27 protein-coding genes are annotated in these 26,729 nt (G+C 58.2%); 18 read left to right on the forward strand and 9 right to left on the reverse strand.

Going from position 1 to position 26,729, the window contains the following annotated elements; translation table 11 throughout:
• Positions 1–97: 97 nt before the first annotated feature.
• Positions 98–1,423, forward strand: coding sequence for a phenylacetate--CoA ligase PaaK (gene paaK / locus V6Z53_RS23655; RefSeq protein ID WP_338582054.1), 1,326 nt, complete (start codon positions 98–100; stop codon positions 1,421–1,423).
• An 83-nt stretch (positions 1,424–1,506) separates the two neighbouring features.
• On the opposite strand, the gene V6Z53_RS23660 is transcribed toward paaK, so the two are convergent.
• Both V6Z53_RS23660 and V6Z53_RS23665 read right to left on the reverse strand, forming a co-directional pair.
• Entirely contained in the window at positions 1,507–2,070 is a 564-nt protein-coding gene (locus V6Z53_RS23660) for a hypothetical protein (protein ID WP_338582055.1), read from the reverse strand.
• Positions 2,071–2,089: 19 nt separating this feature from the next.
• Entirely contained in the window at positions 2,090–2,881 is a 792-nt protein-coding gene (locus V6Z53_RS23665; RefSeq protein WP_338582056.1) for a hypothetical protein, read from the reverse strand.
• 227 nt (positions 2,882–3,108) lie between these two features.
• On the opposite strand from V6Z53_RS23665, the gene paaA reads away from it, so the two are divergent.
• From paaA to paaZ, 8 genes are all read left to right on the forward strand, one after another.
• On the forward strand, positions 3,109–4,098 hold the full coding sequence (paaA, locus tag V6Z53_RS23670; RefSeq protein WP_338582057.1) for a 1,2-phenylacetyl-CoA epoxidase subunit PaaA: 990 nt from the start codon (positions 3,109–3,111) through the stop codon (positions 4,096–4,098).
• Between the two features lie 28 nt (positions 4,099–4,126).
• Positions 4,127–4,408 (forward strand): 1,2-phenylacetyl-CoA epoxidase subunit PaaB, encoded by a 282-nt coding sequence (paaB, locus tag V6Z53_RS23675; RefSeq protein WP_007943393.1) that lies wholly within the window; start codon positions 4,127–4,129, stop codon positions 4,406–4,408.
• An 8-nt stretch (positions 4,409–4,416) separates the two neighbouring features.
• Positions 4,417–5,178, forward strand: coding sequence for a 1,2-phenylacetyl-CoA epoxidase subunit PaaC (paaC, locus tag V6Z53_RS23680; protein ID WP_338582059.1), 762 nt, complete (start codon positions 4,417–4,419; stop codon positions 5,176–5,178).
• Entirely contained in the window at positions 5,165–5,698 is a 534-nt protein-coding gene (gene paaD / locus V6Z53_RS23685; protein ID WP_338582060.1) for a 1,2-phenylacetyl-CoA epoxidase subunit PaaD, read from the forward strand. The genes paaC and paaD overlap by 14 nt, the downstream gene beginning before the upstream one ends.
• Positions 5,699–5,732: 34 nt before the next feature.
• A complete protein-coding gene (gene paaE / locus V6Z53_RS23690; RefSeq protein WP_338582061.1) occupies positions 5,733–6,809 on the forward strand; it encodes a 1,2-phenylacetyl-CoA epoxidase subunit PaaE in 1,077 nt (358 codons plus the stop codon).
• Between the two features lie 217 nt (positions 6,810–7,026).
• On the forward strand, positions 7,027–7,335 hold the full coding sequence (locus V6Z53_RS23695) for a DUF485 domain-containing protein (RefSeq protein ID WP_034149283.1): 309 nt from the start codon (positions 7,027–7,029) through the stop codon (positions 7,333–7,335).
• Positions 7,332–8,978, forward strand: coding sequence for a cation acetate symporter (locus V6Z53_RS23700; protein ID WP_338582062.1), 1,647 nt, complete (start codon positions 7,332–7,334; stop codon positions 8,976–8,978). The genes V6Z53_RS23695 and V6Z53_RS23700 overlap by 4 nt, the downstream gene beginning before the upstream one ends.
• Before the next feature lie 63 nt (positions 8,979–9,041).
• Positions 9,042–11,096 (forward strand): phenylacetic acid degradation bifunctional protein PaaZ, encoded by a 2,055-nt coding sequence (gene paaZ / locus V6Z53_RS23705; RefSeq protein WP_338582063.1) that lies wholly within the window; start codon positions 9,042–9,044, stop codon positions 11,094–11,096.
• A gap of 154 nt (positions 11,097–11,250) precedes the next feature.
• On the opposite strand, the gene V6Z53_RS23710 is transcribed toward paaZ, so the two are convergent.
• Genes V6Z53_RS23710 through V6Z53_RS23720 form a run of 3 tightly spaced genes read right to left on the reverse strand, consistent with a single transcriptional unit; the run spans position 11,251 to position 14,720 of the window.
• Entirely contained in the window at positions 11,251–12,159 is a 909-nt protein-coding gene (locus tag V6Z53_RS23710; RefSeq protein WP_338582065.1) for a LuxR C-terminal-related transcriptional regulator, read from the reverse strand.
• The gene (locus V6Z53_RS23715) at positions 12,156–13,574 is read right to left on the reverse strand and encodes an aminotransferase (RefSeq protein ID WP_338582066.1); all 1,419 of its coding nucleotides are present in this window, start codon (positions 13,572–13,574) and stop codon (positions 12,156–12,158) included. Before V6Z53_RS23715 ends, V6Z53_RS23710 begins: the two co-directional genes overlap by 4 nt.
• Positions 13,575–13,613: 39 nt before the next feature.
• Positions 13,614–14,720: a polyamine ABC transporter substrate-binding protein gene (locus V6Z53_RS23720; protein ID WP_338582067.1), complete on the reverse strand. Its 1,107-nt coding sequence runs from the start codon at positions 14,718–14,720 to the stop codon at positions 13,614–13,616.
• Between the two features lie 208 nt (positions 14,721–14,928).
• Between V6Z53_RS23720 and V6Z53_RS23725 the strand changes: the two genes are divergently transcribed.
• Together V6Z53_RS23725 and V6Z53_RS23730 are read left to right on the forward strand one after the other, a co-directional pair.
• On the forward strand, positions 14,929–15,711 hold the full coding sequence (locus tag V6Z53_RS23725; RefSeq protein ID WP_338586554.1) for an enoyl-CoA hydratase-related protein: 783 nt from the start codon (positions 14,929–14,931) through the stop codon (positions 15,709–15,711).
• Positions 15,708–16,889 (forward strand): acetyl-CoA C-acyltransferase family protein, encoded by a 1,182-nt coding sequence (locus tag V6Z53_RS23730; RefSeq protein ID WP_338582068.1) that lies wholly within the window; start codon positions 15,708–15,710, stop codon positions 16,887–16,889. The genes V6Z53_RS23725 and V6Z53_RS23730 overlap by 4 nt, the downstream gene beginning before the upstream one ends.
• A gap of 512 nt (positions 16,890–17,401) precedes the next feature.
• Here V6Z53_RS23730 and V6Z53_RS23735 read toward each other — a convergent pair.
• Complete coding sequence (locus V6Z53_RS23735; protein WP_338582069.1) at positions 17,402–18,277, reverse strand: LysR substrate-binding domain-containing protein; 876 nt, start codon at positions 18,275–18,277, stop codon at positions 17,402–17,404.
• Positions 18,278–18,412: 135 nt separating this feature from the next.
• Here V6Z53_RS23735 and V6Z53_RS23740 point away from each other — a divergent pair, with 135 nt between their 5' ends.
• Entirely contained in the window at positions 18,413–18,826 is a 414-nt protein-coding gene (locus tag V6Z53_RS23740) for a nuclear transport factor 2 family protein (RefSeq protein ID WP_338582070.1), read from the forward strand.
• Between the two features lie 114 nt (positions 18,827–18,940).
• Positions 18,941–19,186, forward strand: coding sequence for a DUF2790 domain-containing protein (locus V6Z53_RS23745; protein ID WP_338582071.1), 246 nt, complete (start codon positions 18,941–18,943; stop codon positions 19,184–19,186).
• A gap of 348 nt (positions 19,187–19,534) precedes the next feature.
• Here V6Z53_RS23745 and V6Z53_RS23750 read toward each other — a convergent pair whose 3' ends face one another.
• A complete protein-coding gene (locus tag V6Z53_RS23750) occupies positions 19,535–19,885 on the reverse strand; it encodes a hypothetical protein (protein ID WP_338582072.1) in 351 nt (116 codons plus the stop codon).
• Positions 19,886–20,295: 410 nt separating this feature from the next.
• On the opposite strand from V6Z53_RS23750, the gene queC reads away from it, so the two are divergent.
• The gene (queC, locus tag V6Z53_RS23755) at positions 20,296–20,991 is read left to right on the forward strand and encodes a 7-cyano-7-deazaguanine synthase QueC (protein WP_338582074.1); all 696 of its coding nucleotides are present in this window, start codon (positions 20,296–20,298) and stop codon (positions 20,989–20,991) included.
• Positions 20,992–21,040: 49 nt separating this feature from the next.
• Here the strand turns inward: queC and V6Z53_RS23760 are convergent, their stop codons facing one another.
• Complete coding sequence (locus V6Z53_RS23760) at positions 21,041–21,913, reverse strand: queuosine precursor transporter (RefSeq protein WP_338582075.1); 873 nt, start codon at positions 21,911–21,913, stop codon at positions 21,041–21,043.
• Positions 21,906–22,502 (reverse strand): helix-turn-helix transcriptional regulator, encoded by a 597-nt coding sequence (locus V6Z53_RS23765; RefSeq protein WP_338586555.1) that lies wholly within the window; start codon positions 22,500–22,502, stop codon positions 21,906–21,908. The genes V6Z53_RS23760 and V6Z53_RS23765 overlap by 8 nt, the downstream gene beginning before the upstream one ends.
• A 418-nt stretch (positions 22,503–22,920) precedes the next feature.
• Between V6Z53_RS23765 and V6Z53_RS23770 the strand changes: the two genes are divergently transcribed.
• The 4 genes from V6Z53_RS23770 to V6Z53_RS23785 all read left to right on the forward strand — a co-directional run bounded on the left by V6Z53_RS23770 (position 22,921) and on the right by V6Z53_RS23785 (position 26,725).
• Positions 22,921–23,277, forward strand: coding sequence for a DUF6124 family protein (locus V6Z53_RS23770; RefSeq protein ID WP_338582076.1), 357 nt, complete (start codon positions 22,921–22,923; stop codon positions 23,275–23,277).
• A gap of 42 nt (positions 23,278–23,319) precedes the next feature.
• The gene (locus V6Z53_RS23775) at positions 23,320–23,571 is read left to right on the forward strand and encodes a hypothetical protein (protein WP_338582077.1); all 252 of its coding nucleotides are present in this window, start codon (positions 23,320–23,322) and stop codon (positions 23,569–23,571) included.
• A 185-nt stretch (positions 23,572–23,756) separates the two neighbouring features.
• Positions 23,757–24,926 carry an aromatic ring-hydroxylating dioxygenase subunit alpha gene (locus tag V6Z53_RS23780; protein ID WP_338582079.1) on the forward strand — a complete coding sequence of 390 codons (1,170 nt, stop codon included), beginning with the start codon at positions 23,757–23,759 and terminating at the stop codon, positions 24,924–24,926.
• 137 nt (positions 24,927–25,063) lie between these two features.
• Positions 25,064–26,725, forward strand: a complete 1,662-nt coding sequence (locus V6Z53_RS23785) for a choline dehydrogenase (RefSeq protein ID WP_338582080.1) — start codon at positions 25,064–25,066, stop codon at positions 26,723–26,725.
• Positions 26,726–26,729: the final 4 nt, after the last annotated feature.

The raw sequence follows: 26,729 nt of genomic DNA on the forward strand, positions 1-26,729 counted from the left end.
AATCGCGATTCCCAAGGAGCCGAGAGGTATCCTTGGGGCATGCACTCAAAGCCCTTCCGTGAAAGGGCTGGAACACAAAAACAATTCGAGTGAACACATGAACATGCCAATAGCCCAAGCCGTGCTGAACCCTGTGCTGGACCCGCTGGAAACCGCCAGCATCGACGAGCTGCGCCAGCATCAGCTCGAGCGCCTGCGCTGGAGCCTGAACCACGCCTATAACAACGTGCCGCTGTACCGTCAGCGCTTCGATGCGCTGGGCGTGCACCCGGACGACATCAAGTCCCTGGATGACCTGGCGAAGTTCCCCTTCACCACTAAGTCCGACCTGCGCGACAACTACCCGTACGGCATGTTTGCCGTGCCGATGAACGACATCGTGCGCCTGCACGCGTCCAGCGGCACCACCGGTAAACCGACCGTCGTCGGCTACACCCAGAACGACATCGACACCTGGGCCAACGTGGTCGCGCGCTCGATCCGAGCCGCTGGCGGCCGACGTGGCGACAAAGTGCACATCTCCTACGGCTACGGCCTGTTCACCGGCGGCCTCGGCGCGCATTACGGTGCCGAACGCCTGGGTTGCACGGTGATCCCGATGTCCGGCGGCCAGACCGAAAAACAAGTGCAGCTGATCAAGGATTTCCAGCCGGACATCATCATGGTCACACCGTCCTACATGCTCAACATCGCCGATGAAATCGAGCGTCAGGGCATCGACCCGCACAAACTGGCCTTGCGCCTGGGCATCTTCGGCGCCGAGCCGTGGACCGCCGAACTGCGCAGCGCCATCGAAGCGCGTCTGGGCATCACCGCCCTTGATATCTACGGACTCTCGGAAATCATGGGCCCGGGCGTCGCCATGGAATGCGCGGAAACCAAGGACGGCCCGACCATCTGGGAAGACCACTTCTACCCGGAAATCATCGACCCGGTGACCGGCGAAGTGCTGCCGGACGGTCAGATGGGCGAACTGGTGTTCACCTCATTGAGCAAAGAAGCCCTGCCGATGATCCGCTACCGCACCCGCGACCTGACGCGCCTGCTGCCGGGCACCGCACGGCCGATGCGGCGCATCGACAAGATCACCGGACGCAGCGATGACATGTTGATCATTCGCGGGGTCAACGTGTTCCCGACGCAGATCGAGGAGCAGGTGCTGAAAATAAAACAGCTTGCCGAGTGCTACGAGATCCATCTGTATCGCAACGGCAACCTGGACAGCGTTGACGTGCATGTGGAGCTAAAGGCTGAACACCAGCACTTGACCGATGAACAGCAGAAGGCTGTTTGCGGGGAGTTGAGCAAGCACATCAAGACTTACATCGGGATCAGTACGCGGATCGTTTTACAGCCTTTCCATTCGATCAAGCGTTCTGAAGGCAAGGCCTGCCACGTTGTGGATAAACGTCCGAAAGCATGACTGCTGCACCTTTTCAGCCCCGCTTTTGCGGGGCTTTTTTTTAGTTGTCAACCGCCTACACCTGGATGCCTTAAACCGACTGTTCAGAGATTGCGTGCCAGTACACTGCTGACATCGACCCGGTTTTCATCTTGCGGCACCCGTTCTCTGAGCTGCTCAAGATGCGCGCCCAAACCGCCGATAATGCGCTTTTTGCGCTTGGCAGCTTCAACACGCAGCAGCAGGTAAAACCCGAACCCCGCTGACGCACCCCACCAGAAACCAAAAAAATAGGCCGCAATCCCCGAAAGCACAGTGGTGACCAACGCTGGAATCCAGTGGGATCTCGGCGGAACCAGCCGTGCGTACACCCACTCAGGTCTCGTCAACACAACGCTTTGCGAAACACTGTAGTTGCACACAATGGCAGGCAAACCATTCGTGCCTTTTGCATCCCCGACATAGACGACAGAGAGATCATCGCCTTTGCGAAACCGAAAGTCCGGGTTGCCGAGAACCAATTGCAACTCCAGACCATCAGGCGTTCTGACCCAGTACTCGTCTTCAATCTCATATTCAACGGGCTCGCGGCGTCGCTCACGGCTCAATATTTCACCACGATGAGTCCAGAACCTGACAACCACATTGTCGTATTTGTAGTCGTACATCGCTATTCCTGAAAATGCATCAACGATTGCGCGAGAGCGCCCGGCGCACGCTGTCACTGTTCAGCGCGGCACTTTCGGTTTCGGCTGGTGCTAAAGCTGGAGCTGGAGCTGGAGCTGGAGCTGGAGCTTGAGATTCCACCTGAACCGGGATTTCGATCTGGAAAGAAATTTCCGCCTGAATCGGGCTTTCGACTCGAGCAGCGACTGGCGCCGGGACTGCGCTTGGCATCTGAACACCATTACCGATCTGGTTTTTCAGCTTCTCAAGGTAGGCATCCAGATCGCTGGCCAGCATTTTCTTGCGCTGCGAGCCCTGATATAGCGCGTAGCAAAGGTACGCGGCCGCCGCCAGCAAACCCAGCCCCGCCGTTGCAAAACCGGCGACGCACAATCCCAGCACGATCAGCAGGGTCTTCCAGTTAAAGGGCCATAGTTCCAGCTCCGTACCGAGCATCTTGCCGTCGCGCAACGCCCAACGCTTGGCCGCCGTGTGGTTGTGCAGCAGGACGTGTAAAGGGTTGCCGTCCTTCTTCAAGGCACTGATCAAGGAGATTTGTTGCCCGGTACGCAACGGAATGTCCACGCCGCGCAGCTTCACGTCGTGCTCGATGCCATCGGCGGTCCTGATCCAGAACTCATGGTTGATGATCGACACCGAGCTGACCCGCAACGGTTTCTCTTCACCACTGTTGCCGCTTACAGGGCCGCCGGTGGTGGTCACGCGGGTTTCGCTGAGTTTTTCGCTGCCCACCACTTCACCGCTCAAAACAGTGAACGCAATGGTTTTATCGCCATGGGTGAAGGTGTGCATTTCGATTCCTTGATGAGTCCACGTCGGTCGATGCGCCGGAGGAAAGGTCCGTCAGCGGCGGATGCTACTAAGTAGCCACTAGCCTGTCCAGAAACCGTAATCGCCCTCCATACGTCGGAAGCGATACAGAAAAATTTACGACACGTTATTTTGTGTTTGATATTAATTTCTGTATCGCTTATAAAGTTCTCCATGCCTCAGAACAGATTCAAGGCGGGAGACCACAAATGTACGCACAGCTCGTAGAAACCGGCGTCAAGCGCATCAAGGACCTGTCGGAGATGTCCGAACAGGAACGCGCCTTCCAGGAAAAAATCGATTCAGAAATCAAGATCGAAGCGAAGAACTGGATGCCAGATGCTTATCGCCAGACGCTGATCCGGCAGATTTCCCAGCACGCCCATTCCGAGATCGTCGGCATGCTGCCGGAAGGCAATTGGGTCACCCGTGCGCCGACGCTCAAACGCAAACTGCAACTGATGGCCAAGATCCAGGACGAAGCCGGCCACGGCCTGTACCTGTACAGCGCCATGGAAACCCTGGGCGCCGACCGCGATGAAGAAATCGCCAAGCTGCACAGCGGCAAGGCCAAGTATTCGAGCATCTTCAATTACCCGACGCTGAACTGGGCCGACATGGGCGCGGTGGGCTGGCTGGTGGATGGCGCGGCCATCGTCAATCAGGTGGTGCTGCAGCGCACGTCCTACGGCCCCTACTCCCGGGCCATGGTGCGCATCTGCAAGGAAGAGAGCTTCCACCAGCGCCAGGGCTACGAAATCCTCCTGACCATGATGCGTCACGGTACCCAGGCGCAAAAAGACATGGTCCAGGACGCGATCAACCGTCTGTGGTGGCCGTCGCTGATGATGTTTGGTCCGAGCGATGAACACTCGCCGAACAGCGCGCAATCCATGGCCTGGAAAATCAAGCGCCAGAGCAACGACGAACTGCGCCAGCGCTTCATCGACCAGACCATCCCGCAACTGGAACTGCTGGGCTGCACCTGCCCAGATCCGGACCTGAAGTGGAACGCCGAGCGCGGCCACTACGACTTCGGCGAAATCCAGTGGAACGAATTCTACGAAGTGCTCAAGGGCAACGGCCCTTGCAACACCGAACGCGTCGCCACCCGCCGCAAGGCGATTGAAGACGGCGCCTGGGTCCGTGAAGCCGCCGTCGCCCACGCCCGCAAAAAACAAAACAAGAACGCCGCCTGATTCGGCCACCTGATGTGGAGTAACTGAAATGTCCGAGTGGACCCTCTTTGAAGTCTTCGTGCGCAGCAAGCACGGCCTCAACCACAAGCACGTCGGCAGCGTACATGCCGCCGACACCACCATGGCCATCGAGAACGCGCGCGAGCTCTACACCCGTCGCAGCGAAGGCGTGAGCCTGTGGGTCGTGCCTTCGGCGCTGATCACCGCTTCGTCGCCGGATGAAAAAGACCCGCTGTTCGATCCATCGGACGACAAGGTTTACCGCCACGCCAGCTTCTACGAGCTGCCGGCCGAAGTCGGGCACATGTGAGGTCGACCATGGACAACAAGACTGATCTGATCGAATACCTGCTGCGCCTCGGCGACAGCGCCCTGATCCAGGGCCAGCGCCTGTGCCAATGGTGCGGCAAGGCGCCGGCGCTGGAAGAAGAACTGGCGCTGATGAACGTCGGCCTCGACCTGGTGGGCCAGGCGCGCAACTGGCTGGAATACGCCGCCGAACTGCTGGACGACGGCCGCAGCGCCGACGACCTGGCATTCCGCCGCGATGAGCGCGCCTATCGCAACCTGTTGTTGGTGGAACAACCCAACGGCGACTACGCGGTGACCATCCTCAAGCAGTTCCTGTATGACGCCTGGCACCTGCCGGTGCTGCACGGGCTGAGCCAGTCCAGCGACGAGCGCATCGCCGGGATTGCCGCCAAGGCTGTGAAAGAAGTGACTTACCACCTGCGCCGCTCCGGCGAGTGGGTCGAGCGTCTGGGTGACGGCACGGAAGAAAGCCACAAGCGCATGCTCGCGGCGATTCCGGAAGTCTGGCGCTTCACCGTGGAACTGATCGCTGCCGATGACAGCGAACAGCGTCTGTGCGAAGCCGGCATCACCCCGGACATCGCCAGCGTCGCCGCGCAGTGGCAAGCCAAGGTCAACGAAATCTTCGCCAGCGCCACCCTGCCCGTGCCCGCCGCGCCGAGCTATTTCTACCTGAATGCGCGCAAGGGCCTGCACACCGAACACCTGGGCATCCTGCTGGCCGAAATGCAGTTCCTGCCACGAGCGTACCCCGATGCAACCTGGTGAGCTGATCGCCAGCGACCTCGGCGCCCGGCCGGCTCAACCGACCGACCTGGCCGCTGCGTGGGCGATCCTGTCCGAAGTCATGGACCCGGAAGTGCCGGTGGTCAGCGTGGTCGACCTCGGCATCGTCCGCGATCTGGACTGGCAGGCCGGACACCTGCACGTGGTGGTGACGCCGACCTACTCCGGTTGCCCCGCGACCGAAGTGATCGAGGGCGATATCCGTCAGGCGCTGGAACTGGCCGGATTCAAGGCGCCGCAACTTGAGCGCAAGTTGACCCCGGCCTGGACCACCGACTGGATCAGCGCCAGTGGCCGCGAACGCCTGCGCGCCTACGGCATTGCGCCGCCCGAGGGCAGCACCAGCAAACGCAGCCTGCTCGGCGAGAGCCCGGTGATCGTCTGCCCGCAATGCGGCAGCGCTCACACCGAAGTGCTCAGCGAGTTCGGTTCCACCGCGTGCAAGGCGCTGTACCGCTGCGTCGATTGCCGGGAACCGTTCGACTATTTCAAGTGCATCTGAGCGGCAAATCGGCCGTCGCAGCTGGAGAACAATAATGAGCAAATTTCACAGCCTGACCATCAAGGATGTGCGCACCGAGACCCGTGATGCGGTGTCCATCGCCTTCGAGATTCCGCAGGAACTGCAAGACAGTTTTCACTACACCCAGGGCCAGCACCTGGTGATGCGCACGCAACTGGACGGCGAAGAAGTGCGCCGTTCCTACTCGATCTGCACCGGGGTCAATGATGGTGAACTGCGTGTTGCCATCAAGCGCGTAGCGGGTGGGCGTTTTTCCGCGTTTGCCAATGAACAGCTCAAGGCCGGGCACAGCCTGGAAGTGATGCCGCCCGCCGGACATTTCAGCGTGGAACTCGACCCGGCGCGCCATGGCAGCTACCTCGCAGTAGCCGCAGGCAGCGGCATCACGCCGATCCTGTCGATCATCAAGACCACCCTGGAAACCGAGCCCCACAGCCGCGTGACCTTGCTGTACGGCAACCGTTCCAGTTCCGGCGCGCTGTTCCGCGAACAGCTGGAAGACCTGAAAAACCGTTACCTGCAACGCCTGAACCTGATCTTCGTGTTCAGCCGCGAGCAGCAGGATGTCGACCTCTACAACGGTCGGATCAACGCCGAGAAATGCGAGCAACTGTTCAGCCGCTGGCTCGACGTCAAGGCCCTCGACGCTGCGTTCATTTGCGGCCCTCAGGAAATGACCGAGACCGTGCGCGACAGCCTCAAGGCCAAGGGCATGGCGCCTGAGCGCATTCACTTCGAACTGTTCGCCGCCGCCGGCAGCCAGCAAAAACGCGAAGCCCGCGAGGCGGCGCGTCAGGTGGACGCCGCGATGAGCCAGATCACCGTGATCAGCGACGGCCGTGCCCTGGCCTTCGACCTGCCGCGCAACAGCCAGAGCATCCTCGACGCCGGCAACGCCCAAGGCGCCGAACTGCCCTACTCGTGCAAGGCCGGCGTGTGCTCGACCTGCAAATGCAAGGTCATCGAAGGCGAAGTGGAAATGGACAGCAACCACGCTCTCGAAGACTACGAAGTCGCGGCCGGTTATGTGCTGTCGTGCCAGGCGTTCCCGATCAGCGACAAAGTGGTGCTGGATTTCGATCAGCTCTGATTCTTCTGCCGCAATCGAATGATCCACAAAATCCTGTGGCGAGGGAGCTTGCTCCCGCTCGATCGCGAAGCGGTCGCAATACAGACGATGAGGTGTATCTGACGAATCGCGGCGTGAGGTTTTACGACGGCTACGCCGCCGAGCGGGAGCAAGCTCCCTCGCCACAAAAGCCAGGCAATACGTTCGTTCCTAAAAAAACAATAAGGAGAGCGCTTCCATGACACCCCAAGACATAGAACTCATCCGCCAGCACCCCGACTTCATCCAGCTGGTGCGCCGCAAGCAGAAACTCTACTGGTCGCTGTCGCTGATCATGCTGGTGATCTACTTCGGCTTCGTGTTGCTGGTGGCGTTCTCCCCCTCCACCCTCGGCCAGTCGCTGAGCGGCGGCGTGACCACCGTGGGCATGTTGGTGGGCGTGGTGATCGTGGTGCTGGCCTTTGCGTTGACCGGGTTCTATGTCTATCGCGCCAACAACGTGATCGACCCGCTGAATGAAAAACTCAAGCAGGAGTGCGCCCGATGAGCCGTCTTCTCGCGTTGTTTTTGCTGCCGCTGGCGGTAGTCACCGATCTTGCGGTGGCCGCCGACGGCGCGTCCCGTCCGCTGAACTGGAACGCCATCGGCATGTTCCTCGTGTTCGTGCTGTTCACCCTTGGCGTCACCCGTTGGGCGGCGCTGCGCACCCGCTCCGCCAGCGACTTCTACACCGCCGGCGGTGGCATGACCGGTTTCCAGAACGGCCTGGCGATTGCCGGTGACATGATCTCCGCAGCGTCATTTCTCGGCATCTCCGCGATGATGTTTCTCAACGGCTACGACGGCTTGCTCTACGCCTTGGGCGTGTTGGCAGGCTGGCCAATCATCCTGTTCCTGATTGCCGAACGCCTGCGCAACCTCGGCAAATACACCTTTGCCGACGTGGTTTCCTATCGCCTGGAACAGACTCCGGTACGCCTCACTTCGGCCTTCGGCACCCTGACCGTGGCGCTGATGTACCTGGTGGCGCAGATGGTCGGCGCCGGCAAGCTGATCGAATTGCTGTTCGGCATCGACTACCTCTACGCAGTCATGCTGGTCGGCGTGTTGATGGTGTTCTACGTGACCTTCGGCGGCATGCTCGCCACCACGTGGGTGCAGATTATCAAAGCGGTGATGCTGCTGTTCGGCACCAGTTTCATGGCATTCATGGTGCTCAAGCATTTCGGTTTCAGCACTGAGGCTATGTTCGCCGGCGCCACTGCCGTGCACGCCAAGGGCAACGCGATCATGGCCCCCGGTGGCTTGCTGTCGAACCCGATCGATGCGATTTCCCTCGGCCTGGGCATGATGTTCGGCACCGCCGGTTTGCCGCACATCCTGATGCGTTTCTTCACCGTCAGCGATGCCAAGGAAGCGCGTAAAAGCGTGTTCTACGCCACCGGCTTCATCGGCTACTTCTACTTGCTGCTGATCATCGTCGGCTTCGGCGCCATCGTCATGGTCGGCACTGATCCGACGTTCCGCGATGCCAGCGGCGCGATCATCGGCGGCGGCAACATGGTCGCGGTGCATCTGGCTCACGCGGTGGGCGGCAACCTGTTCCTCGGGTTCATTTCGGCGGTGGCCTTCGCCACCATTCTGGCGGTGGTCGCCGGGCTCGCGCTGTCCGGTGCTTCGGCGGTGTCCCACGACCTGTATGCCTGCGTGATGCGCAAGGGTCAGGCCAGCGAGCAGCAAGAGATGCGCGTGTCGCGCATCGCCACGCTATGCATCGGCGTGCTGGCGATCATCCTCGGCTTGTTGTTCGAGTCGCAGAACATTGCCTTCCTGTCCGGCCTGGTTTTGGCCATCGCCGCGTCGGTGAATTTCCCGGTGCTGTTCCTCTCAATGTACTGGAAAGGCCTGACCACTCGCGGCGCGGTGCTCGGCAGCCTGGCGGGGTTGTTCTCGGCGATTGTCCTGCTGGTGCTGAGCCCGGCGGTGTGGGTCAACGTCATGCATCACGACAAGGCGTTGTTCCCGTACTCCAACCCGGCGCTGTTTTCCATGAGCCTGGCCTTCTTCAGCGCCTGGCTGTTTTCCGTCACCGACAAATCACCCCGTGCAGCCCTTGAACGCGGCCGTTACCTGGCGCAGTTCATCCGCTCGATGACCGGCATCGGCGCCTCGGGTGCCAGCCAACACTGATTTCCCTCTTGACCGGCGCGGCCTCAACCGCGCCAGACACTGACCATACCCGGAGCAATCCTGATGTCTCACTCCCCTACCCTGCAAAGTTTCATCGCCGGTCGCTGGATCGGCCAACACGGCGCGCAGATCCTGCGCAGCGCCATTGACGGCCATGAAATCGCCCGCACCCATGAAGAGCGCCCGGACTTCGCCGAAGCCATCGAGCACGGCCGTCGCCAAGGTGTCAGCGGCTTGATGGCGCTGGATTTCCAGCAGCGCGCCCAGCGTCTTAAGGCTTTGGCCCTGTACCTGAGCGAGCGCAAGGAACAGCTCTACGCGATCTCCCATCACAGCGGCGCAACCCGCGCCGACAGTTGGATCGACATCGAAGGCGGCAACAGCACGCTGTTCACCTACGCCAGCCTCGGCTCCCGTGAGTTGCCGTCGGGCAACGTCGTCCACGAAGGCCCGGCCATGCAGCTGAGCAAAATGGGCACCTTCGCCGGCACTCACATCCTGGTGCCGCGCGGTGGCGTGGCGGTGCACATCAACGCCTTCAACTTCCCGATCTGGGGCATGCTGGAAAAATTTGCGCCGAGCTTCCTCGCGGGCATGCCGTGCATCGTCAAACCGGCCAGCGCCACCAGCTACCTGACGGAAGCCGTGGTGCGCCTGATCGATGAATCCGGCCTGTTGCCGGCAGGCAGCCTGCAATTGATCATCGGCGGCACCGGCGACCTGCTCGACCGCCTGCAAGGCCAGGACGTGGTGACCTTCACCGGCTCCGCCGAGACCGCGGCCAAGCTGCGCGTCAACCCGAACCTGATCCGCAACTCGGTGCCCTTCACTGCCGAAGCCGACTCGCTGAACTGCGCGATCCTCGCCCCGGACGTAACCCCGGATGACGAAGAGTTCGAGCTGTTCATCAAGGAAGTCGCCCGGGAAATGACCACCAAGGCCGGGCAGAAATGCACCGCCATCCGCCGCGCCATCGTTCCGGCCAAACACATTGACGCAGTCGCTAGCCGCTTGCGTGATCGCTTGGCCAAAGTCGTGGTTGGTGACCCGTCGGTGGAAGGCGTGCGCATGGGCGCACTGGCTTCCCACGATCAGCAGAAAGACGTGGCCGAACGTCTGGAAGCCCTGTTGCAAAGCAGCGACCTGTTGTTCGGTGCCCGCGATGGTTTCGAGCCGCGCGGTGAAAATGTCGACAAAGGCGCGTTCTTCGCCCCGACCCTGTTGCAAGCCCGCGACCCGCACGCCGAAGGCGGCGCTCACGATATCGAAGCGTTCGGTCCGGTCAGCACCTTGATGGCCTATGACGATCTGGACGAAGCGCTGGCATTGGCCGCGCGCGGTAAAGGCAGCCTCGTGGCCAGCCTGATCACCAAAGATCCGCAAATCGCCGCCAAAGCCGTTCCAGTCGCAGCAGCCTTGCACGGGCGTTTGCTGGTGCTGGATCGTCACTGTGCCGGTGAATCCACTGGCCACGGTTCGCCGCTGCCACAACTCAAGCACGGTGGCCCGGGTCGTGCCGGCGGTGGTGAAGAGCTCGGCGGCCTGCGTGCGGTAAAACACTACCTGCAACGCGCGGCGGTACAAGGTTCGCCAACCATGCTCGCGGCAGTCACCGGCGAATTCGTGCGCGGCGCCAAGGTCATCGAAACCGAAGTACATCCGTTCCGTCGCTACTTCCAGGACCTGCAGATCGGCGAGTCGCTGCTGACTCACCGCCGCACGGTTACCGAGGCTGATTTGGTGAACTTCGGTTGCCTGTCGGGCGATCACTTCTACATGCACTTCGATGACATCGCGGCCAAGGAATCGCAGTTCGGCAAGCGTATTGCCCACGGATACTTCGTGCTGTCGGCGGCGGCTGGTCTGTTCGTTTCCCCTGGCGTCGGCCCGGTACTGGCCAACTACGGCCTGGACACTTTGCGCTTCATCAACCCGGTGGGCATCGGCGACACCATCCAGGCGCGCCTGACCTGCAAACGCAAAATCGACCAGGGCAAGAAGAGCCCGCAAGGCGTCCCGCAAGGGGTGGTGGCGTGGGATGTGGAAGTGACCAACCAGTTGGGTGAACTGGTGGCGAGCTATGACATTCTCACCTTGGTTGTAAAGCGCGAGGATTGATCAGGGTTTGTCGTTGGCCACAGATCTTGTGGCCAACCACTAACCACTGTGGGAGCGGGCTTGCTCGCGAATGCGGAGTGTCAGTCGCCAAGATAAGTGGCTGACCCTCCGCTTTCGCGAGCAAGCCCGCTCCCACATTTGATCTTTACTGGTCTTAATTCTTACGCAACCACTCGATAAACAGCGCAAACAATTCCGACTGCGAACCAACCTCCAACTTCAAATACAGGTTCTTGCGATGCATGCGCACGGTTTCCGGTGAGATGTTCATCTGGCTCGCCGTGGATTTCACCGAGTGGCCCCTGAGCACCATGTGCGCCACTTCCCGCTCGCGTTCGGTGAGCACATCGCAACCGAATTGCTCGAAGGCCGATTGCACCCGTTGCTTGAGGTCATCGCGCAGGCCTTGGTCGTTATTGCCCTGGATCTCGCTACTGCGTTGCAGGCCACGCTGACTGAATTCGCTGATGAACTCGCGCACCAGCGGTTCGACGGCGCGCAGCAGATTCAACTGTTCGACACCCAGGCATTCACCGCCGAAACCTTGAAACAGGCTGACGGAAATTTTCGTGTCATTGCCGGTATCGACGATGTAGTAACTGTCTTCCGAACAGTTCGCCTTCAGGTAATAGGTCTTGTAGTAGTCGCTGTCGAAGAAGTTGTCCGGCGCAATTTCCTCCAGGTGATAGAACCCCTGCGCCAACCCTTGCTCCACGGCCAGGCAGAACGGGTCGAGCAAATACCCCCCGGCAAAATAGCGCTCAAGAATCGAGACCTGAAACTCCTGCGCGATGCCGCGCTGATGCAGCAACTGCGGTGCGCGGTCCTTGCGTTCCAGGCTGATCATCACCGACTCGATGGACACCAGCTGCCCCAACGCTGACGCCAGATATTGCAGGGCGTCAGGCTCATCGACATGGGCGAATGCCTCGCGCATTCCCCCATGCCATTTGTGCAATGCCCCGAAGGGCATCGCGATCAGCGTATCGTCGTTTGGTTTGCTCATGCCCCGCAGTCTAGCGGCTGAGCAAGCCCTTGGTAACAGCCGCACTGACGAAATCATTGGCCGGCGTACTGTCCGCTCGCCTCAAGCTCGGCCGCCACTTCCAGAATGCACACCCGCAGGATCTCGACAATTTCATCCACCTGCTCATAGGTGAGAATCAGCGGCGGCGACATGACGTTGAGGTGCATGATCGGCCGCACCAGCAAGCCTCGGGCCTGCGCGCGCGAGTGGATTTTTTCGCCGATGTTGATCTCGTCGGCGAACAGCGCCTTGGTGCGTTTGTCGGCGACGAACTCCACGCAGGCCATCAGTTTCAGACAGCGCACATCGCCCACCAGCGGCAAATCCCGCAGCGTGGCCAGACGCTGTTCCAGATAACCGCCGACATCGTCGACATGGGCCAGCAGGTTTTCCCGCTCGATGATTTCGATGTTCTTCAGCGCCGCCGTGCAGCACACCGGATGGCCGCTGTAGGTGAAGCCATGGGTAAAGCAGCGGCCCTTGCCAGGCTCGGCGATGACTTTCCAGATGCGGTCGGAAAAGATGCACGCACCCAGCGGCAGATACGCCGAAGTCAGACCCTTGGCGGTGGTGATGATGTCGGGTTGCACGTCGAACACGTCGAGGGAGGCAAAGAATTTGCCCAGGCGTCCGAACGAAGTCACCACTTCGTCAGCGACGAACAGAATGTCGTAACGCTGGCAGACTTCCCACATGCGCTTGAGGTAACCCTTGGGCGGAATGATCACCCCGCCCGAACCCATCACCGGTTCGGCAAAGAAACCGGCGACCTTGTCCGCGCCAATCGACTGGATCTTGTCTTCGAACTCCTTGACCAGAAACTCAAGGAACTGCGCCTCGTCCATGCCGTCCGGTGCGCGGTACGGGTTGGGGTTGGAGACGTGGTGGATCAATGGATTGGCGTAATCGAACTCCGGCACCCGGTCGGCAGCCTTGTTGCCGATCGACATGGTCAGCGTGGTGGAGCCGTGATACGCGTTGAAGCGGGCGATGACGTGTTTCTTTTCCGGTTTGCCACGGCAGTTCTGGTAGTACTGGATCAGCCGGTACGCGGTGTCCACGGCGGTGGAGCCGCCGGTGGTCAGGAACACATGGTCGAGGTCACCGGGAGCGAGGCTGGCAAGCTTTTCGCAGAGCTGGATCGCCACGTTGTTCGACATGTCGGAAAACGGATTCGAATAGGCCAGTTGCCGCACTTGATCGGCGATGGCCTCGGCCATTTCCTCACGGCCCAGGCCAATGTTGGTGCACCACATGCCGCCCACGGCATCGAGGAAACGGTTGCCCTGGGTGTCGTAGATGTAGGCGCCGTCGCCGGCAACGATGTTCAGCGAACCTTGTTCGGCGTGTTCGTCGAACACGTGATAGCCGTGCATATGGTGGGCCTTGTCGGCCTTGACCAGCCGGGACTCGTCCGCTGGGGAAAAAACGGTGCGTGTTGGCGTCGCCATAAATAAACCTCTAACCGAATTGACTAACGTTCGAACAAATCAGATCCCGCTTTTCACCGTGCTCCAGACCCGGGTCATGGCCCGCATGTCCTTGGCGTTCTGGGTCTTCTGCGGAAACAACCGCTCACGGGTTTGTGCATCGGGGTAAATCGCCGGGTTGTCGCGCACCGCGGCATTGAGCAACGGGGTGGCAGCGGCGTTACTGTTGGCGTAGTTGATGTAATCACTCACATCGGCCATCACCTGCGGTTGCATCAGGTACTCGAGAAACTTGTGGGCGTTGGCCACGTGTGGGGCGTCGGCCGGGATGTACATGTTGTCGAACCAGATCAGCGAGCCTTCCTTGGGAATGAAGTAGGCCAGGTTGATCTCTTTCTTGGCTTCTGCGGCGCGGGCCATGGCCGTCGCGTAATCGCCGGACCAGGTCATCGCCATGCACACATCGCCATTGGGCAGGCTGGTCAGGTAATTGACCGAGTCGAATTTGCGGATGTACGGCCGCACCGAAAGCAGCAACGCCTGGGCAGCTTTCAGGTCTTCCGGCGCGGCGCTTCGCGGGTCGCGCCCCAGGTACGTCAAAGCCATGGGAATGACTTCGGTGGGTGCATCGAGCAGGGTCACACCGCAGTCGGCAAACTTGGCGACGATCTTCGGATCGAAAATCATCGCCAGCGAACCGATCGGCGCGTCCGGCATGCGTTCCTTGATCTTGTCGACGTTATAGGTGATGCCGTTGCTGCCCCAGGTGTAGGGCGCCGAGTAGGTGGTGCCCGGATCGAAACCTTGCAGGTCCTGCAAGATTTTCGGGTCAAGGTTAGGCCAGCTCGGCAGCAGTTTTTTGTCCAGCGGCTGGAACACCTTGGCCTGGATCAGCGGTGGCGCGAGGGACGCGTTCAGCACGATCAGGTCATAACCGGAATGGCCGGTGAGCAACTTGGCCTGCACCGTTTCGTAGGCATCGAATGTGTCGTAGATGACCTTAATGCCGCTGGCCTTTTCGAAATCGGCCAGGGTCTTTTCGCCGATGTAATCCGCCCAGTTATAGAGCCGTAGCGTGTTGCTGTCGTTTACCTCGGCGGCGTAGGCATTCAGGGTCAGCGGTACAACAAACAGACTGGAAATCACCTTAAGCAGTGTCTTGCCCATAGCAAATGCACCTTATCAAGCGAGTTCGGCTCTGGATGAGCGGATGCACCTACTATTGGGCGATTCAACCGGTGGCACCATACCCCGAATGGGTGTGTCCACCGCGCACATGGCAAAAAGCATCAGCCCGGTTGACCCGTTTTGTCATAGCTGCGGGGTTTGCCTGACGCTTAAAGTGGCCGCCAAACCGAACCCGCAGGCGCCTTCCATGACCGACCTGATCAAACAAGAACTGAACGATGGCGTGCTGACGCTGACCATCGACCGCCCGGACAAGCTCAACGCGCTGACAAACGCCATGTACATGCGGCTGGCCGACCTGTTGTTTGCCGCTGACGAGAACGATGAAGTCCGGGTGATTATCGTGACCGGTGGCCCGAACTGCTTCACCAGCGGCAACGACCTGGTGGACTTCTTGAAAGAGCCGCCGACCCACCTGGACAGCCCGGCATTTCGCTTTATGCGCGCTGTGACGCATCTGCAAAAGCCGCTGATCGCAGCGGTGTGCGGGGCCGCCATCGGCATCGGCACCACCCTGCTGTTGCACTGCGATCAGGTGCTGGTGACCCGCAACGCCAAGCTGCGCACGCCGTTCGTCAACCTCGGCCTGTGCCCGGAGTTCGGCGCCAGCCTGCTGTTGCCGCGCCTGCTCGGCCAGGCCCGGGCTGCTCGCCTGTTGCTGCTGGGCGATGGCCTCGACGGTGCTCAAGCGGTTGAATGGGGTTTGGCCAATGAAGCCTTCGATGACGGCGAGCAATGCCTCGCTGCGGCAAGGAAAATCGCCCAACGCTTGTTGGCAATGCCTCAGCAAGCCTTGCGCCAATCACGCCACCTGATGAAGCAGCCCGGCATGGAAGAACTGCAAGCCACCCTGCGCGAAGAAAACACGCTGTTCATTCAGCGCCTCAATAGCGATGAAGCGAAAACAGCCTTGAACGCCCTGCTCAATCGCAGTACAGATAAGAATCCACCGAAAGGAAACCTGCCATGAACACTCCAGAAATCTACGTCGTCAGCGCCGCCCGTACCGCCATCGGCACGTTCGGCGGCTCGCTCAAGGACGTGCCACTGGCCGATCTGGCGACCACAGCCGTGAAAGCCGCGCTGCAACGCGCCGCCGTAGACCCGGCGCTGGTCGGTCATCTGGTGATGGGCAACGTGATCCCGACCGAAACCCGTGACGCCTACATCTCCCGCGTCGCTGCGATGAACGCCGGAATCCCGAAAGAAACCCCGGCCTACAACGTCAACCGCCTGTGCGGTTCGGGCCTGCAAGCGATCATCAACGCCGCACAGACCCTGCTGCTGGGCGATGCCGACATCGTCGTCGGTGCCGGTGCCGAATCCATGAGCCGTGGCCCGTACCTGCTGCCGTCCGCCCGTTGGGGTTCGCGCATGGGTAACGTGCAAGCCGTCGACTACATGCTCGGCATCCTGCATGACCCGTTCCAGAGCATCCACATGGGCATCACTGCCGAGAACGTCGCTGCGCGCAACGGCATCACTCGCGAAATGCAGGACGCCCTGGCCTTTGAGGACCAGAAACGCGCGGCCCATGCGATCGCCAACGGCTACTTCAGCGAGCAGATCGCGACCGTGGAAATCCAGGATCGCAAGGGCACCAAACTGTTCAGCGTCGACGAGCACCCGCGCGCCACCTCCCTGGAACAACTGGCCGCCATGAAGCCGGCGTTCAAGAAGGACGGCTCGGTCACCGCCGGCAACGCTTCCGGGCTGAACGACGGTGCCGCCGCGCTGGTCATGGCCACCGGCACCGCGGTGCAGGTCAACAACCTGAAACCGCTCGCCCGCCTGGTCAGCTACGCCCACGCCGGCGTCGAGCCGGAACTGATGGGCCTGGGCCCGATCCCCGCTACGCGCCTGGCGCTCAAGCGTGCCGGCCTGACCGTCGCCGACCTCGACGTGATCGAAGCCAACATCGCTTTCGCCGCTCAGGCCTGCGCAGTCAGCCAGGAACTGGACCTCGACCCGGCCAAGGTCAACCCGAACGGCTCGGGCATCGCCCTCGGTCACCCGGTCGGCGCGACCGGCACGATCATCGCCACCAAAGCCATCCACGAACTGCATCGCACCGGTGGCCGTTACGCGCTGGTGACGATGTGCATTGGCGGCGGTCAGGGGATTGCGGCGATTTTTGAACGGACTTGATACGTCCTTTCGGGGTGTTTAACCGCGTGCATATCCATTGCTGCGGTTAAGGCCACTTATGGTTCCGCCCTTACGGCGGGTCACTTTGGAAAAGCCCCAAAGTAACCAAAGCGCTTTGCCCCTGACGTTCGGTGCCTCGCTGTGGCTCGGCATGCCCTCGCTCCGGTCCTGCTCCGTGGGCCCGCCGCCATCGGCCATCCATGGCCGGGGGCGGCTAACCCGGCATCCTTGCCGGGTTGCCCACTGCGCAGAACCTCCACTCGGCCTCTCGAGGGGGCGTACACCTCAAAAGCAAAAGCGAGGCGGCCTGATAGCCGACCTGACTATTGCTGATGTCTCCGATTCCCTGTGGGAGCTGGCTTGCCTGCTATAGCGGCCGAACGGTCCACCAACCCCTCACAGATATGTCCCTGATCCCATTGTGGGAGCGAGCCTGCTCGCGATGGACGTTAACGATAACGCGTGATGCCTGATTGAACGCGTTGTCCAGAGTTTTCCGCGAACAAACTCCTTCAGGTGAGACTCGTACCCGACATCAGACCTTCGGTCAGCAACGCGACCAGGGGTTGCAGCAGATGTTGGGTACGGGGCTCGTCGCCGATCACCGCGACTTCCGTGGACGGTAGCGTCGGCAGCTTTTCCGACGGTTCGATAATCCGCATGCCTTCCTGCAAAAACGAAGTGCCCAGGGCGGTAACTCCGAGCCCGGCAGCCACGGCAGCCTGAACCCCGCCGAGATTGCTCGCCAGACACGCCGACGACCATTCCCGCTGCACCGAAGCCAGCGCCTCGACCATGATCGCGCGATACGCGCAGGGCGGTCGCATCATCACCAGGCGCAACGGTCGCGCCGCTTCGATTTCGTAGTCCTTCGCAGCAATCCACACCAACGGCTCACGCCAGATGATCCGGCCGCGTTGAGCGGCGCCCATCTTGCGCTTGGAAATCACCACATCCAGCCGCCCCGCTTCATGATCGGCCAGCAGGTCGCTGCTCAGCCCGGTGGTCAGCTCCAGTTCCAGGTCGGGATATAACTTGCTGAAACGCGACAACAACCGCGGCAACTGCGTGGGTACCAGGTTCTCGGAGATGCCCAGACGCAGAGTGTTGACCGTCACCGGCGCGCGCATCTCACGCATGAAACTGTCGAAGTGCAGCATCATTTTTCGCGCCCCGACCAACAGTCGCTCACCCTCCGCCGTCAACGTCAGGGTACGGCTGGTGCGCTCGAACACGCGCATGCCGAGGATCTCTTCCAGACGGATGATTTTCTGGCTCACCGCCGATTGAGAACGCGCCACCACCTCGGCCGCTGCCGTGAAACTGCCGGTTTCCGCCACCGCGATAAACGCGCGCAGCAAGTCGATTTCAAGGTCGCTGGATTGCATGATGTATTCGCCACTCAACTGGATGCCATAAATATTATGCGTTCGACTTCTAGATGGCAAAGACCGAATACTTTGGTCCAAGGCCCGGTTTCAAACAGCCGGGCAACCATGTCCTTGTCCAAGAGGTGCAACACTATGTCATCCAATACAGCCGTACAGATCGTCGAAAGCTTCTGGCGCGAAGTCTGGCAGGCACGCGATCCGCAAGCCGCCGCCAGGTTCGTCGCCGAAGACTTTGTCATCACCTCCGGTGGCGTTGAAATCGCCGGTCGTGAGCAGTTCATCGAATGGATCGGTATCTTCCTTTCGAAAATCGACGACTTTCAGTTCGGCGCCATCGAAACCTTTCAGAACGCCGACGGCACGCGCGTGGCGTCACGCTGGAAACTCTGCGGTAAAAACCGCGGCTTTATCGGTGGACGCTCCTGCGGCACGCCGTTCGAAATGCTCGGCACGGCCGTGTGGCAAGTGCGCGCCGATGGTTTGTTGCAGCACAACTGGGTCGAACGCAATGCGCTGGAAGTGCACCGCGACCTGATCGGCCTGTAAGCCCCCGTCACTACAGGGCTCAACCGCCCACGACCGTTAGATAATCCGCCCCGTTGCGCGTCGGCGCTGAAAGCCGCTGCCCAGGAGGCTATTACCTGAAAAAAGGTGATTGTCATGAAAAAACTACTGATGTTGTTTGCGCTGGTGTGCTCAGGTTCGGCGCTCGCGCAATCCCCTTCCGCCACCGAGCAATACCGTTACGGCATGCACCTGGACGTGGCGCAGGTCATTTCCATCTCGGAACCCCAAGACAAATGCCATCCATCACCGGTGACCATGATTTACCGGGACTCCCACGGCAATGTGAAAAGCCTGAAGTATTTGGTGGCGGGCACCGATTGTGGCAACGCGAACGACTGATCACTCCGCGGCACATCTGAGAAGTCCGATGGCGGTGATCGTGTTACTTCTGCATGTCCTGACCCCGGCCCATGGCGCAAGGCCGCCGGAAATTGTCATGGATATCCGCAACTGCCTGTATCCGTCGACACTGCTGCTGTCCCCATAAAAAAAGACGGGCAGACGAGTTGCGGCTCGTCCGCCCGCCAAAACGGGAAACCTTCAATACAGTTCTTTGTGCACGTGATTCGTTATAAATCGATCAGTACTGTTCAACCGACTGACGATGGGCGCTTAGAAAAAAGAGGACCCGACCCATGACCGGATCCTAAAAAGGAGTTCGTTGTTTGCTTCAAATCGACGCAGGGATCAGCTGTCCTGAGGCTCCAGGCGCGCGCCTTTACGCGTTACTTGCTGGCCGGGTTCGAAGCGCGCGTTGGGCGAGCGCACGGTGCTGATTTCACCTTGGGTGTCTTTGACTTCGTAGGCGGTTTCGGTGAGGCCGGCCGCTTCCTGCACCGAACTTCCGGCAAAGAATCCGGCGCCAGCACCAACCAGCGCCCCGACCGGCCCGCCCACCGCGCCCACCATCAACCCGGTGAGTGCACCGAAGCCTTTGCCGGCGGTGGTGTCGGGAACCTCGCGGACCACTTGGTCGGCCATGCACAGGGAGGAAAGCAACAGGCAGAGGGTAAAGCTGAGGGGGATTGAACGGGGCATGGCGATTTCCTGCTTCGGTTACGATGTTTTGGATACATCACGAAGCGTGCCAACTAGTAAATCGTTTATTTTCAATATGTTGCGAAACATACAAGTCTTAAAGACAACTATTAAAAAGAGTCCTAATGACTCCAAAATAGTCAAATAGACTCTGCCGACCTATTGATATCAAAATCAAAAATTGCAGCCTGCGGCGGCTCACTGGTAGCGCGTGCGATGCACATTCTTAGCTGTTCCTGGACATGAATGGGCTACCAACAGCTGCGATCTGTTCATAACACCCTGTAAAAAAATGACACAAACAGAAAAAGGAGACCGTCGTTTCGGAAACGTCTCACAGCCAGAATCTGAGCTTCTCGGTAGGGTCAATATCCCTCAGCGAGACGCTGGGATTCCCAAGGAAGAAAAGCATGACCAAAAAGGCAGTTATCGTTTTCAGTGGCGGGCAAGATTCAACAACTTGCTTAGTCCATGCGTTGCCGCTCTACGATGAAATTCACTGTATTACGTTCGACTATGGCCAACGCCATCGTGCGGAAATTGAAGTGGCGCAACAACTTTCAAAACAGCTAGGCGTGAAAGTGCATAAAATTCTAGACACTTCCTTACTGAATGAGTTGGCTATCAGCAGCCTAACGCGCGATAACACTCCATCTCTAAACATAAACAGCTCCGGGAATAACCTACCAAACACTTTCGTACCTGGTAGAAATATTCTGTTTTTGACCCTGGCATCTATTTACGCATATCAAGTGCGTGCTGAGGCAATCATCACTGGCATTTGTGAAATAGAGTGTTCCGATTACCCTGACTGCCGCGATGAATTTGTAAAGCACCTGAATGACGCTATCGAATTTGGCATGGATTACAAATTACATATTCAAACTCCGCTGATGCGGCTTAGCAAAGCGGAAACTTGGGCGCTTGCAGATCATCACCAACAGTTAAACTTGATTCGCCACGAGACATTAACTTGCTATAACGGCATAAAAGGAAGTGGTTGCGGCAATTGCGATGCGTATAATCTTCGTGCAAATGGATTAAATGAATTCCTTGAAAATAGAACGCAAATCATGAACAACCTAAAAACAAAACTTGATCTATAAATAACAGCCAATGGCAGGGGCATATGCGATTAACATCATGCCCCTAGCTTCATGCCGTTGATGCACCAGCAACATACCTTTTAAATAGTGACCTTGCTCCATATGCTGGAAAAACATTAAACACAGCAAAACACATTTTTATAGCTATCTGAGCGTAAATCAAATTCAGTATATCAGCACTTTGCATAATTCCGTAAAACGCAATATAACAAAATAGAAAACTATCTATAATCACAGCAAAAAAAGTGCTAAAGAATACACGCAAAAACAGAAATTTCGAATTCGTAAGCTCTTTTATTTTGCACAACAAATAAGAATTTACAGTCTCAGAAAACACAAAAGAAACTGATGACGCCACTAAAACAGACGACACATGAGCGACAACTTCCGCATACGGAACATCTAATTTCCAACCAGGCAGTCCAGGGAGAAAATTAACCGCATTAAGCAACAGAACAATTAGAGCATTACCGCCAAATGCAAATAACAAAGCTTTTTTGGCGAGTCTAAATCCGTAAGTTTCATTCAACAAGTCAACCACTAGAAATGTCAACGGATATAGAAATACGGCGGGAGGGACAACAAGATCGAATAAATCCAAATGTACAAGCTTGGTAGCAGCGATATTTGTAAAAACAAAAAGCGCAAGCAAAATCAAATTCAAAACAACATAAATCATCCACGACCGCTCATTACGATCGTAAATTTCGTAAGCTGTCACCGCAGCTCCACCAGAGTAGTACTTCCTGTAAATATCCTTAATTTCGGATTTACTTAAATCATCTATTATCTCGCTTTTCACCACTTCACTTATTTTTACCTTAATAATTTTCCCTGTAGAAATCACCATGACAACAACAAGGCCTTTACTATTCTCGAACCCTAGAAGCTTGTACTTGCCATTTTCAGGTTCATTACCCATTAAACCTTTCCTCTATTATCTCCCCCACAACACGAACAACTTCAGAATCATGGCAAGACGCATTAGTTATAAATAGCTTCCTCTCTATCCCGTCATACACCAATTTTTCTCTATCACTCCTCGTCACTCCTTTCCTTATTATCAAAATGTCACCGGGCTCGTTCACACCACTAATGCCCTTCTCCAAGAGCACACCTATTAAGTTACATGCGGTGCCAAAATAATAAGTAAGCGGGTGAGTTGCCGCCAACTCACCGATCCTCTTGTCAAGATTCAGAAAAAGCAAACTCTCTTTAATTATAGGAACCGCCGCAGGATTCATATTACCCTCTAGAGAAATACTGCTCTCAATGATTTCTCTCTCTTCAAAATCAACAGTCTCTATTTCCCTATAGGACACACCAAAAAAATCAGAAATCTTACGAATCGTGGATTGCTGAACGTTGACGACTCTTCCTTCGAGAATGTTATATATCGTCGTCCTGGTCAAACCACTAGAGCTACACAACGACAACTGCGTCTCCCCTCGACTTTTTATAAGATACTTTATGTTGCTCTTCAATCTTTCAGTTTTTTCTTTCTTATGCATCATGCAATTACCAACTCATAGCTATTACAGAATATTTACATATATTTTTTGATGAACAAGCATCCGACACAACTGACCTCAGCTAAAAAAGTAATAATGCAACCAAGCCAAAAAATCGTCAAACAATGTTTCACATCACTATCCCTACGTAAAGTCCTACAGGCACGCCCCACTTAATTTTAAGATGTTTCTTACAGCAAACAGTGTGTTATCCAGCGAAATAACCTACAGAACTATAGACGTGAAAAACGATGCAATGAAACACGAATCATTTAATTACATAGATGTTCAATATTTTGATTAATTATTTTGAATTTTCTGGTAATAAACCTGGCAGCCCGTCAATTCACGCACTGCCGCCAACAACTCTTCGACGGCATGGGACTGGCACTTCTTTTACTTTGAAAGGAAATCCGAAATGAAAAGGACCACCCCAAAACCAGACGCAGAGACAATCGACTTCTCCAAGCTCTCAAACATCACTGAACCCCTCGTCAGTGCGCGCCTGCGTAATCCAAACCGCCCCGATCCCGTCAGCCATGTCTTCACCATCATTCCGAACATCGATACGGAATCCTTGCTCTGTCACGCCTGCGAAACCCTTGCATCCCTGAATGTGATGGCTACTGATCTCGCGTGCGAAGTGGAAGGCTCGCGGCGAAACGTGATGTTGGCCATTCAGCAATTGGCCGTGCTGGGCGAATTGCTGGTCAATCGAGCGCTGGACAATCTCGACCCACCCGGTGGTTTGCCTGAGGCTGCGTCAAGTAGCTAATGCAGAGGTGCCGGTTCTTTAACTTCAAGGAGGTATTTCGTCATGGATAGATACATGCCCATCACCGGCATCGACTGCACCATTGCATCGCTGGTAATCGACACCGAAGCACCATTGGATGTATTGCACGAAACCGCGGCCTACCGCATCCGCACCGCGACTCAACTGCTGGAAGCATTTGCCTTCAGCGAGAGTGTTCACAGCGAGTTGGCGCGGGTGCTGGTGACTTCACTGCGCGACGGCTGTGACTTGCTGGATGTCGTCGGACGACGATTGCAGGCGCATCTTTCGTGAATCGCCAGAAATGACAACGGGCGCCTTTGGGCGCCCTTTCACAATCTTTGCCACTGCATTTCCCTTTGATGTTTTCACCCGCCAACTGGTCGCTTTCCATCAATCTGCCTCCCTCCTCGCGCCCTAGATTAGGTCCCAGAACGAAGCCGTACCGTGCGGCGCCAGTCACCGAGGAGATCATCCCGATGCACAATATCCAGAACCTCAAAACCCAAAGTTCGATCGACGGCTGGGATCATCAGGACCCGGAAGAGGCGTTCACCCTGCCCTCGCGTTATTTCTACGACGAGACTCTGTTCAAGGCTGAGCGCGACAATATTTTCATGCACGCCTGGCATGTGGCCGGGCACGTCAGCGAGTTCGCCGAGCCGGGGCAGTACGTGGTGACGGATCTGTTCGACCAGAGCGTGGTGGTGGCGAAGAATCGTCAGGGGCAGATCCATGCGTTCCACAACGTTTGCCAGCATCGCGGCAATCGCCTGCTCGAAGAACGTCGCGGCACCACCGGTGGCGTGGTGCGTTGCGCCTATCATTCGTGGTGCTACGAAATGGACGGCAGCCTGCGCAGCGCACCGCGTTGCGAGAAGATGAAAAACTTCGAGTTGCAGCAGTTCAACATTCCGCAGGTTCGCACCGAAGAACTGGGCGGCTTCATCTACTTCAACCTCGACCCGAACGCGCCGTCGCTGCGCGACTTGTTCCCCGGCGCCGACGAGGAAATGCATCGGGTGTTCCCGGACCTGGCCAACATGCGCCTGATCGAGGAACAGGACGTGATCGTGCCGGCCAACTGGAAGGTGATCATGGACAATTCCATCGAGGGCTATCACTTCAAGTTGTCGGGCCCGTGCCATATCGACCTGGCCGAGCTCATCGACTTCAAGGGCTATCAGTTGACCAAACGCGACAACTGGTGGACCTACATCGCCCCGGCCAATCTCTCGGTGACCGAAGCTTACGGCGTGCCGTTGCGCAAAGACCTCAACCCCGATGAGTGCTTTTTCAACATTGGCATGTGGCCGAACAACACCTTCTACACCTTCCCGTTCTCGGAGTTCCTGGGCTCGTTCATCATGATTCCGCTGGACGCCGAACGCTCGCTGCTGCGCTTTGGTTACTACTCCAACAACGCCGAGACCGCGGCGGTCAGCCAGTCGTGCATGAAGTGGATGAACGAAGACCTCGGGCCGGAAGACATTGCGCTGAACATCTCGGTGCAAAAAGGCCTGCGCTCAATGGGCTACAACCAGGGCCGCTACATGATCGACGCCCAGCGCAGCAATGAAAGCGAGCATTTGGTGCATCACTTTCATCGGTTGGTGTTTAACGGGATTCATGGGGCTTCCATAGCCTGATCCTGTAGGAGCAAAGCTTGCTCGCGATGACGGAGTAATACCCGACATCTATGTCACCTGACACACCGCCATCGCGAGCAAGCTTTGCTCCTACAGAGGGTGTGTCATGACTTTCTATTGATGGAGCACCCCGAACCATGGCCAACCATGCGTTTGATTACCTGATTGTGGGCGCCGGGTCCGCAGGCTGTGTGTTGGCCAATCGTTTGGGCGAAGACCCCGCCGTGCGGATTTTGCTGCTGGAGGCCGGGCCGGCTGACCAGAGCTGGACCATCGACATGCCGTCCGCCGTGGGTCTGGTGGTGGGCGGCACGCGCTACAACTGGAGCTACAGTTCCGAGCCGGAACCGTATCTGGACGGGCGCCGGATCGGCACGCCGCGAGGCCGCACGCTCGGCGGTTCGTCGTCGATCAACGGCATGGTCTACATCCGTGGCCATGCCAGGGATTACGACGGCTGGGCCGAACAAGGCTGCGAAGGCTGGCGCTATCAGGACGTGCTGCCGTACTTCAAACGTGCGCAAACCCATGCCGATGGTGCGGACGATTATCGCGGCGCGACCGGACATCTGCATGTCACGCCCGGCGATACGCAAACGCCGTTGTGCGCGGCGTTTCTGGCGGCCGGTGCCGAGGCCGGATATGGCTTGAGCAGCGACCTCAACGGCTATCGCCAGGAAGCCTTCGGACCGGTGGATCGCACCACCCGCAACGGCCGGCGCTGGAGCACGTCACGTGGCTATCTGCGCGAAGCGTTGGGCCGGGGCAACGTGCGCGTGACCACCGATGCGTTGGCGTTGCGCATCCTGTTTGAGGGTTCGCGCGCGGTCGGCATCGAGTACGAACAAAGCGGTGAGACGCATCAAGTATTTGCCCGACGTGAAGTGCTGCTGACTGCCGGAGCGATCAACTCGCCGCAGTTGCTGCTGCTCTCGGGCGTCGGCCCGGCGGCGGAACTGCGCGACCTGGGCATCAGCGTCAAACACAATCTGCCTGGCGTCGGTCGGCGACTCAACGATCACCCGGACACGGTCGTGCAGTACCTGTGCAAAAAACCGGTGTCGCTGTATCCGTGGACCACTGCACCGGGCAAATGGTGGATCGGTGCCCGTTGGTTCGCCACCCACGACGGCTTGGCGGCGAGCAATCATTTTGAGGCCGGGGCGTTCATTCGCTCGCGGGCCGGGGTCGAGCATCCCGACCTGCAACTGACCTTCATGCCGCTGGCGGTGAAACCCGGCAGTGTCGATCTGGTGCCGGATCACGCCTTCCAGATCCACATCGACCTGATGCGCCCCACCAGTCTGGGCAGCGTGACGCTCAGCAGCGCCGACCCTCGACAGCCGCCGCGCATCCTGTTCAATTACCTGAAAACCGCGCAGGATCGAGCCGACATGCGTGCCGGTGCGCGACTGGTGCGCGAGATCATCGAGCAACCGAGCATGGCCGCTTTCAAGGGTGAAGAACTGGTGCCCGGCCGGCACGTAAAAAGCGATGAAGCGCTGGACACGTGGGCAAGGCAAGTCACCGAAACCGGCTACCATGCCAGCGGCACGTGCAAGATGGGCCCGATGAGCGACCTCGAAGCGGTGGTCGACCCGCAACTGCGCGTGCATGGCCTGGATGGTTTGCGCGTGGTGGACGCGTCGATCATGCCGGTGATTGTCAGCGGCAACACCAATGCACCAACGGTGATGATCGCGGAAAAGGCCAGCGACATGATTCGTGGCCTGCCACCGCTGGCAGCGTCTGAAGCGCCGGTCTGGATTCACCCGCAATGGCAGACGCAGCAACGATAGAGGC

This window comes from Pseudomonas sp. MAG733B, assembly GCF_036884845.1.
Classification (GTDB): Bacteria; Pseudomonadota; Gammaproteobacteria; order Pseudomonadales; family Pseudomonadaceae; genus Aquipseudomonas.

Bases quoted from the DNA above. Each gene is read 5' to 3' on its own strand.
- paaC (WP_338582059.1), top strand. From the start codon at position 4,417: ATGGACAACAAGACTGATCTGATCGAATACCTGCTGCGCCTCGGCGAC.
- V6Z53_RS23725 (WP_338586554.1), top strand. From the start codon at position 14,929: ATGACCGACCTGATCAAACAAGAACTGAACGATGGCGTGCTGACGCTG.
- V6Z53_RS23715 (WP_338582066.1), bottom strand. From the start codon at position 13,574: ATGGCGACGCCAACACGCACCGTTTTTTCCCCAGCGGACGAGTCCCGG.
- V6Z53_RS23745 (WP_338582071.1), top strand. From the start codon at position 18,941: ATGAAAAAACTACTGATGTTGTTTGCGCTGGTGTGCTCAGGTTCGGCG.
- V6Z53_RS23665 (WP_338582056.1), bottom strand. From the start codon at position 2,881: ATGCACACCTTCACCCATGGCGATAAAACCATTGCGTTCACTGTTTTG.
- V6Z53_RS23780 (WP_338582079.1), top strand. From the start codon at position 23,757: ATGCACAATATCCAGAACCTCAAAACCCAAAGTTCGATCGACGGCTGG.
- paaA (WP_338582057.1), top strand. From the start codon at position 3,109: ATGTACGCACAGCTCGTAGAAACCGGCGTCAAGCGCATCAAGGACCTG.
- V6Z53_RS23760 (WP_338582075.1), bottom strand. From the start codon at position 21,913: ATGGGTAATGAACCTGAAAATGGCAAGTACAAGCTTCTAGGGTTCGAG.
- V6Z53_RS23720 (WP_338582067.1), bottom strand. From the start codon at position 14,720: ATGGGCAAGACACTGCTTAAGGTGATTTCCAGTCTGTTTGTTGTACCG.
- V6Z53_RS23730 (WP_338582068.1), top strand. From the start codon at position 15,708: ATGAACACTCCAGAAATCTACGTCGTCAGCGCCGCCCGTACCGCCATC.
- paaE (WP_338582061.1), top strand. From the start codon at position 5,733: ATGAGCAAATTTCACAGCCTGACCATCAAGGATGTGCGCACCGAGACC.
- V6Z53_RS23695 (WP_034149283.1), top strand. From the start codon at position 7,027: ATGACACCCCAAGACATAGAACTCATCCGCCAGCACCCCGACTTCATC.
- V6Z53_RS23700 (WP_338582062.1), top strand. From the start codon at position 7,332: ATGAGCCGTCTTCTCGCGTTGTTTTTGCTGCCGCTGGCGGTAGTCACC.
- V6Z53_RS23785 (WP_338582080.1), top strand. From the start codon at position 25,064: ATGGCCAACCATGCGTTTGATTACCTGATTGTGGGCGCCGGGTCCGCA.
- V6Z53_RS23750 (WP_338582072.1), bottom strand. From the start codon at position 19,885: ATGCCCCGTTCAATCCCCCTCAGCTTTACCCTCTGCCTGTTGCTTTCC.
- V6Z53_RS23770 (WP_338582076.1), top strand. From the start codon at position 22,921: ATGAAAAGGACCACCCCAAAACCAGACGCAGAGACAATCGACTTCTCC.
- paaD (WP_338582060.1), top strand. From the start codon at position 5,165: ATGCAACCTGGTGAGCTGATCGCCAGCGACCTCGGCGCCCGGCCGGCT.
- V6Z53_RS23710 (WP_338582065.1), bottom strand. From the start codon at position 12,159: ATGATTTCGTCAGTGCGGCTGTTACCAAGGGCTTGCTCAGCCGCTAGA.
- V6Z53_RS23660 (WP_338582055.1), bottom strand. From the start codon at position 2,070: ATGTACGACTACAAATACGACAATGTGGTTGTCAGGTTCTGGACTCAT.
- queC (WP_338582074.1), top strand. From the start codon at position 20,296: ATGACCAAAAAGGCAGTTATCGTTTTCAGTGGCGGGCAAGATTCAACA.
- V6Z53_RS23740 (WP_338582070.1), top strand. From the start codon at position 18,413: ATGTCATCCAATACAGCCGTACAGATCGTCGAAAGCTTCTGGCGCGAA.
- paaK (WP_338582054.1), top strand. From the start codon at position 98: ATGAACATGCCAATAGCCCAAGCCGTGCTGAACCCTGTGCTGGACCCG.
- paaB (WP_007943393.1), top strand. From the start codon at position 4,127: ATGTCCGAGTGGACCCTCTTTGAAGTCTTCGTGCGCAGCAAGCACGGC.
- paaZ (WP_338582063.1), top strand. From the start codon at position 9,042: ATGTCTCACTCCCCTACCCTGCAAAGTTTCATCGCCGGTCGCTGGATC.
- V6Z53_RS23775 (WP_338582077.1), top strand. From the start codon at position 23,320: ATGGATAGATACATGCCCATCACCGGCATCGACTGCACCATTGCATCG.
- V6Z53_RS23735 (WP_338582069.1), bottom strand. From the start codon at position 18,277: ATGCAATCCAGCGACCTTGAAATCGACTTGCTGCGCGCGTTTATCGCG.
- V6Z53_RS23765 (WP_338586555.1), bottom strand. From the start codon at position 22,502: ATGCATAAGAAAGAAAAAACTGAAAGATTGAAGAGCAACATAAAGTAT.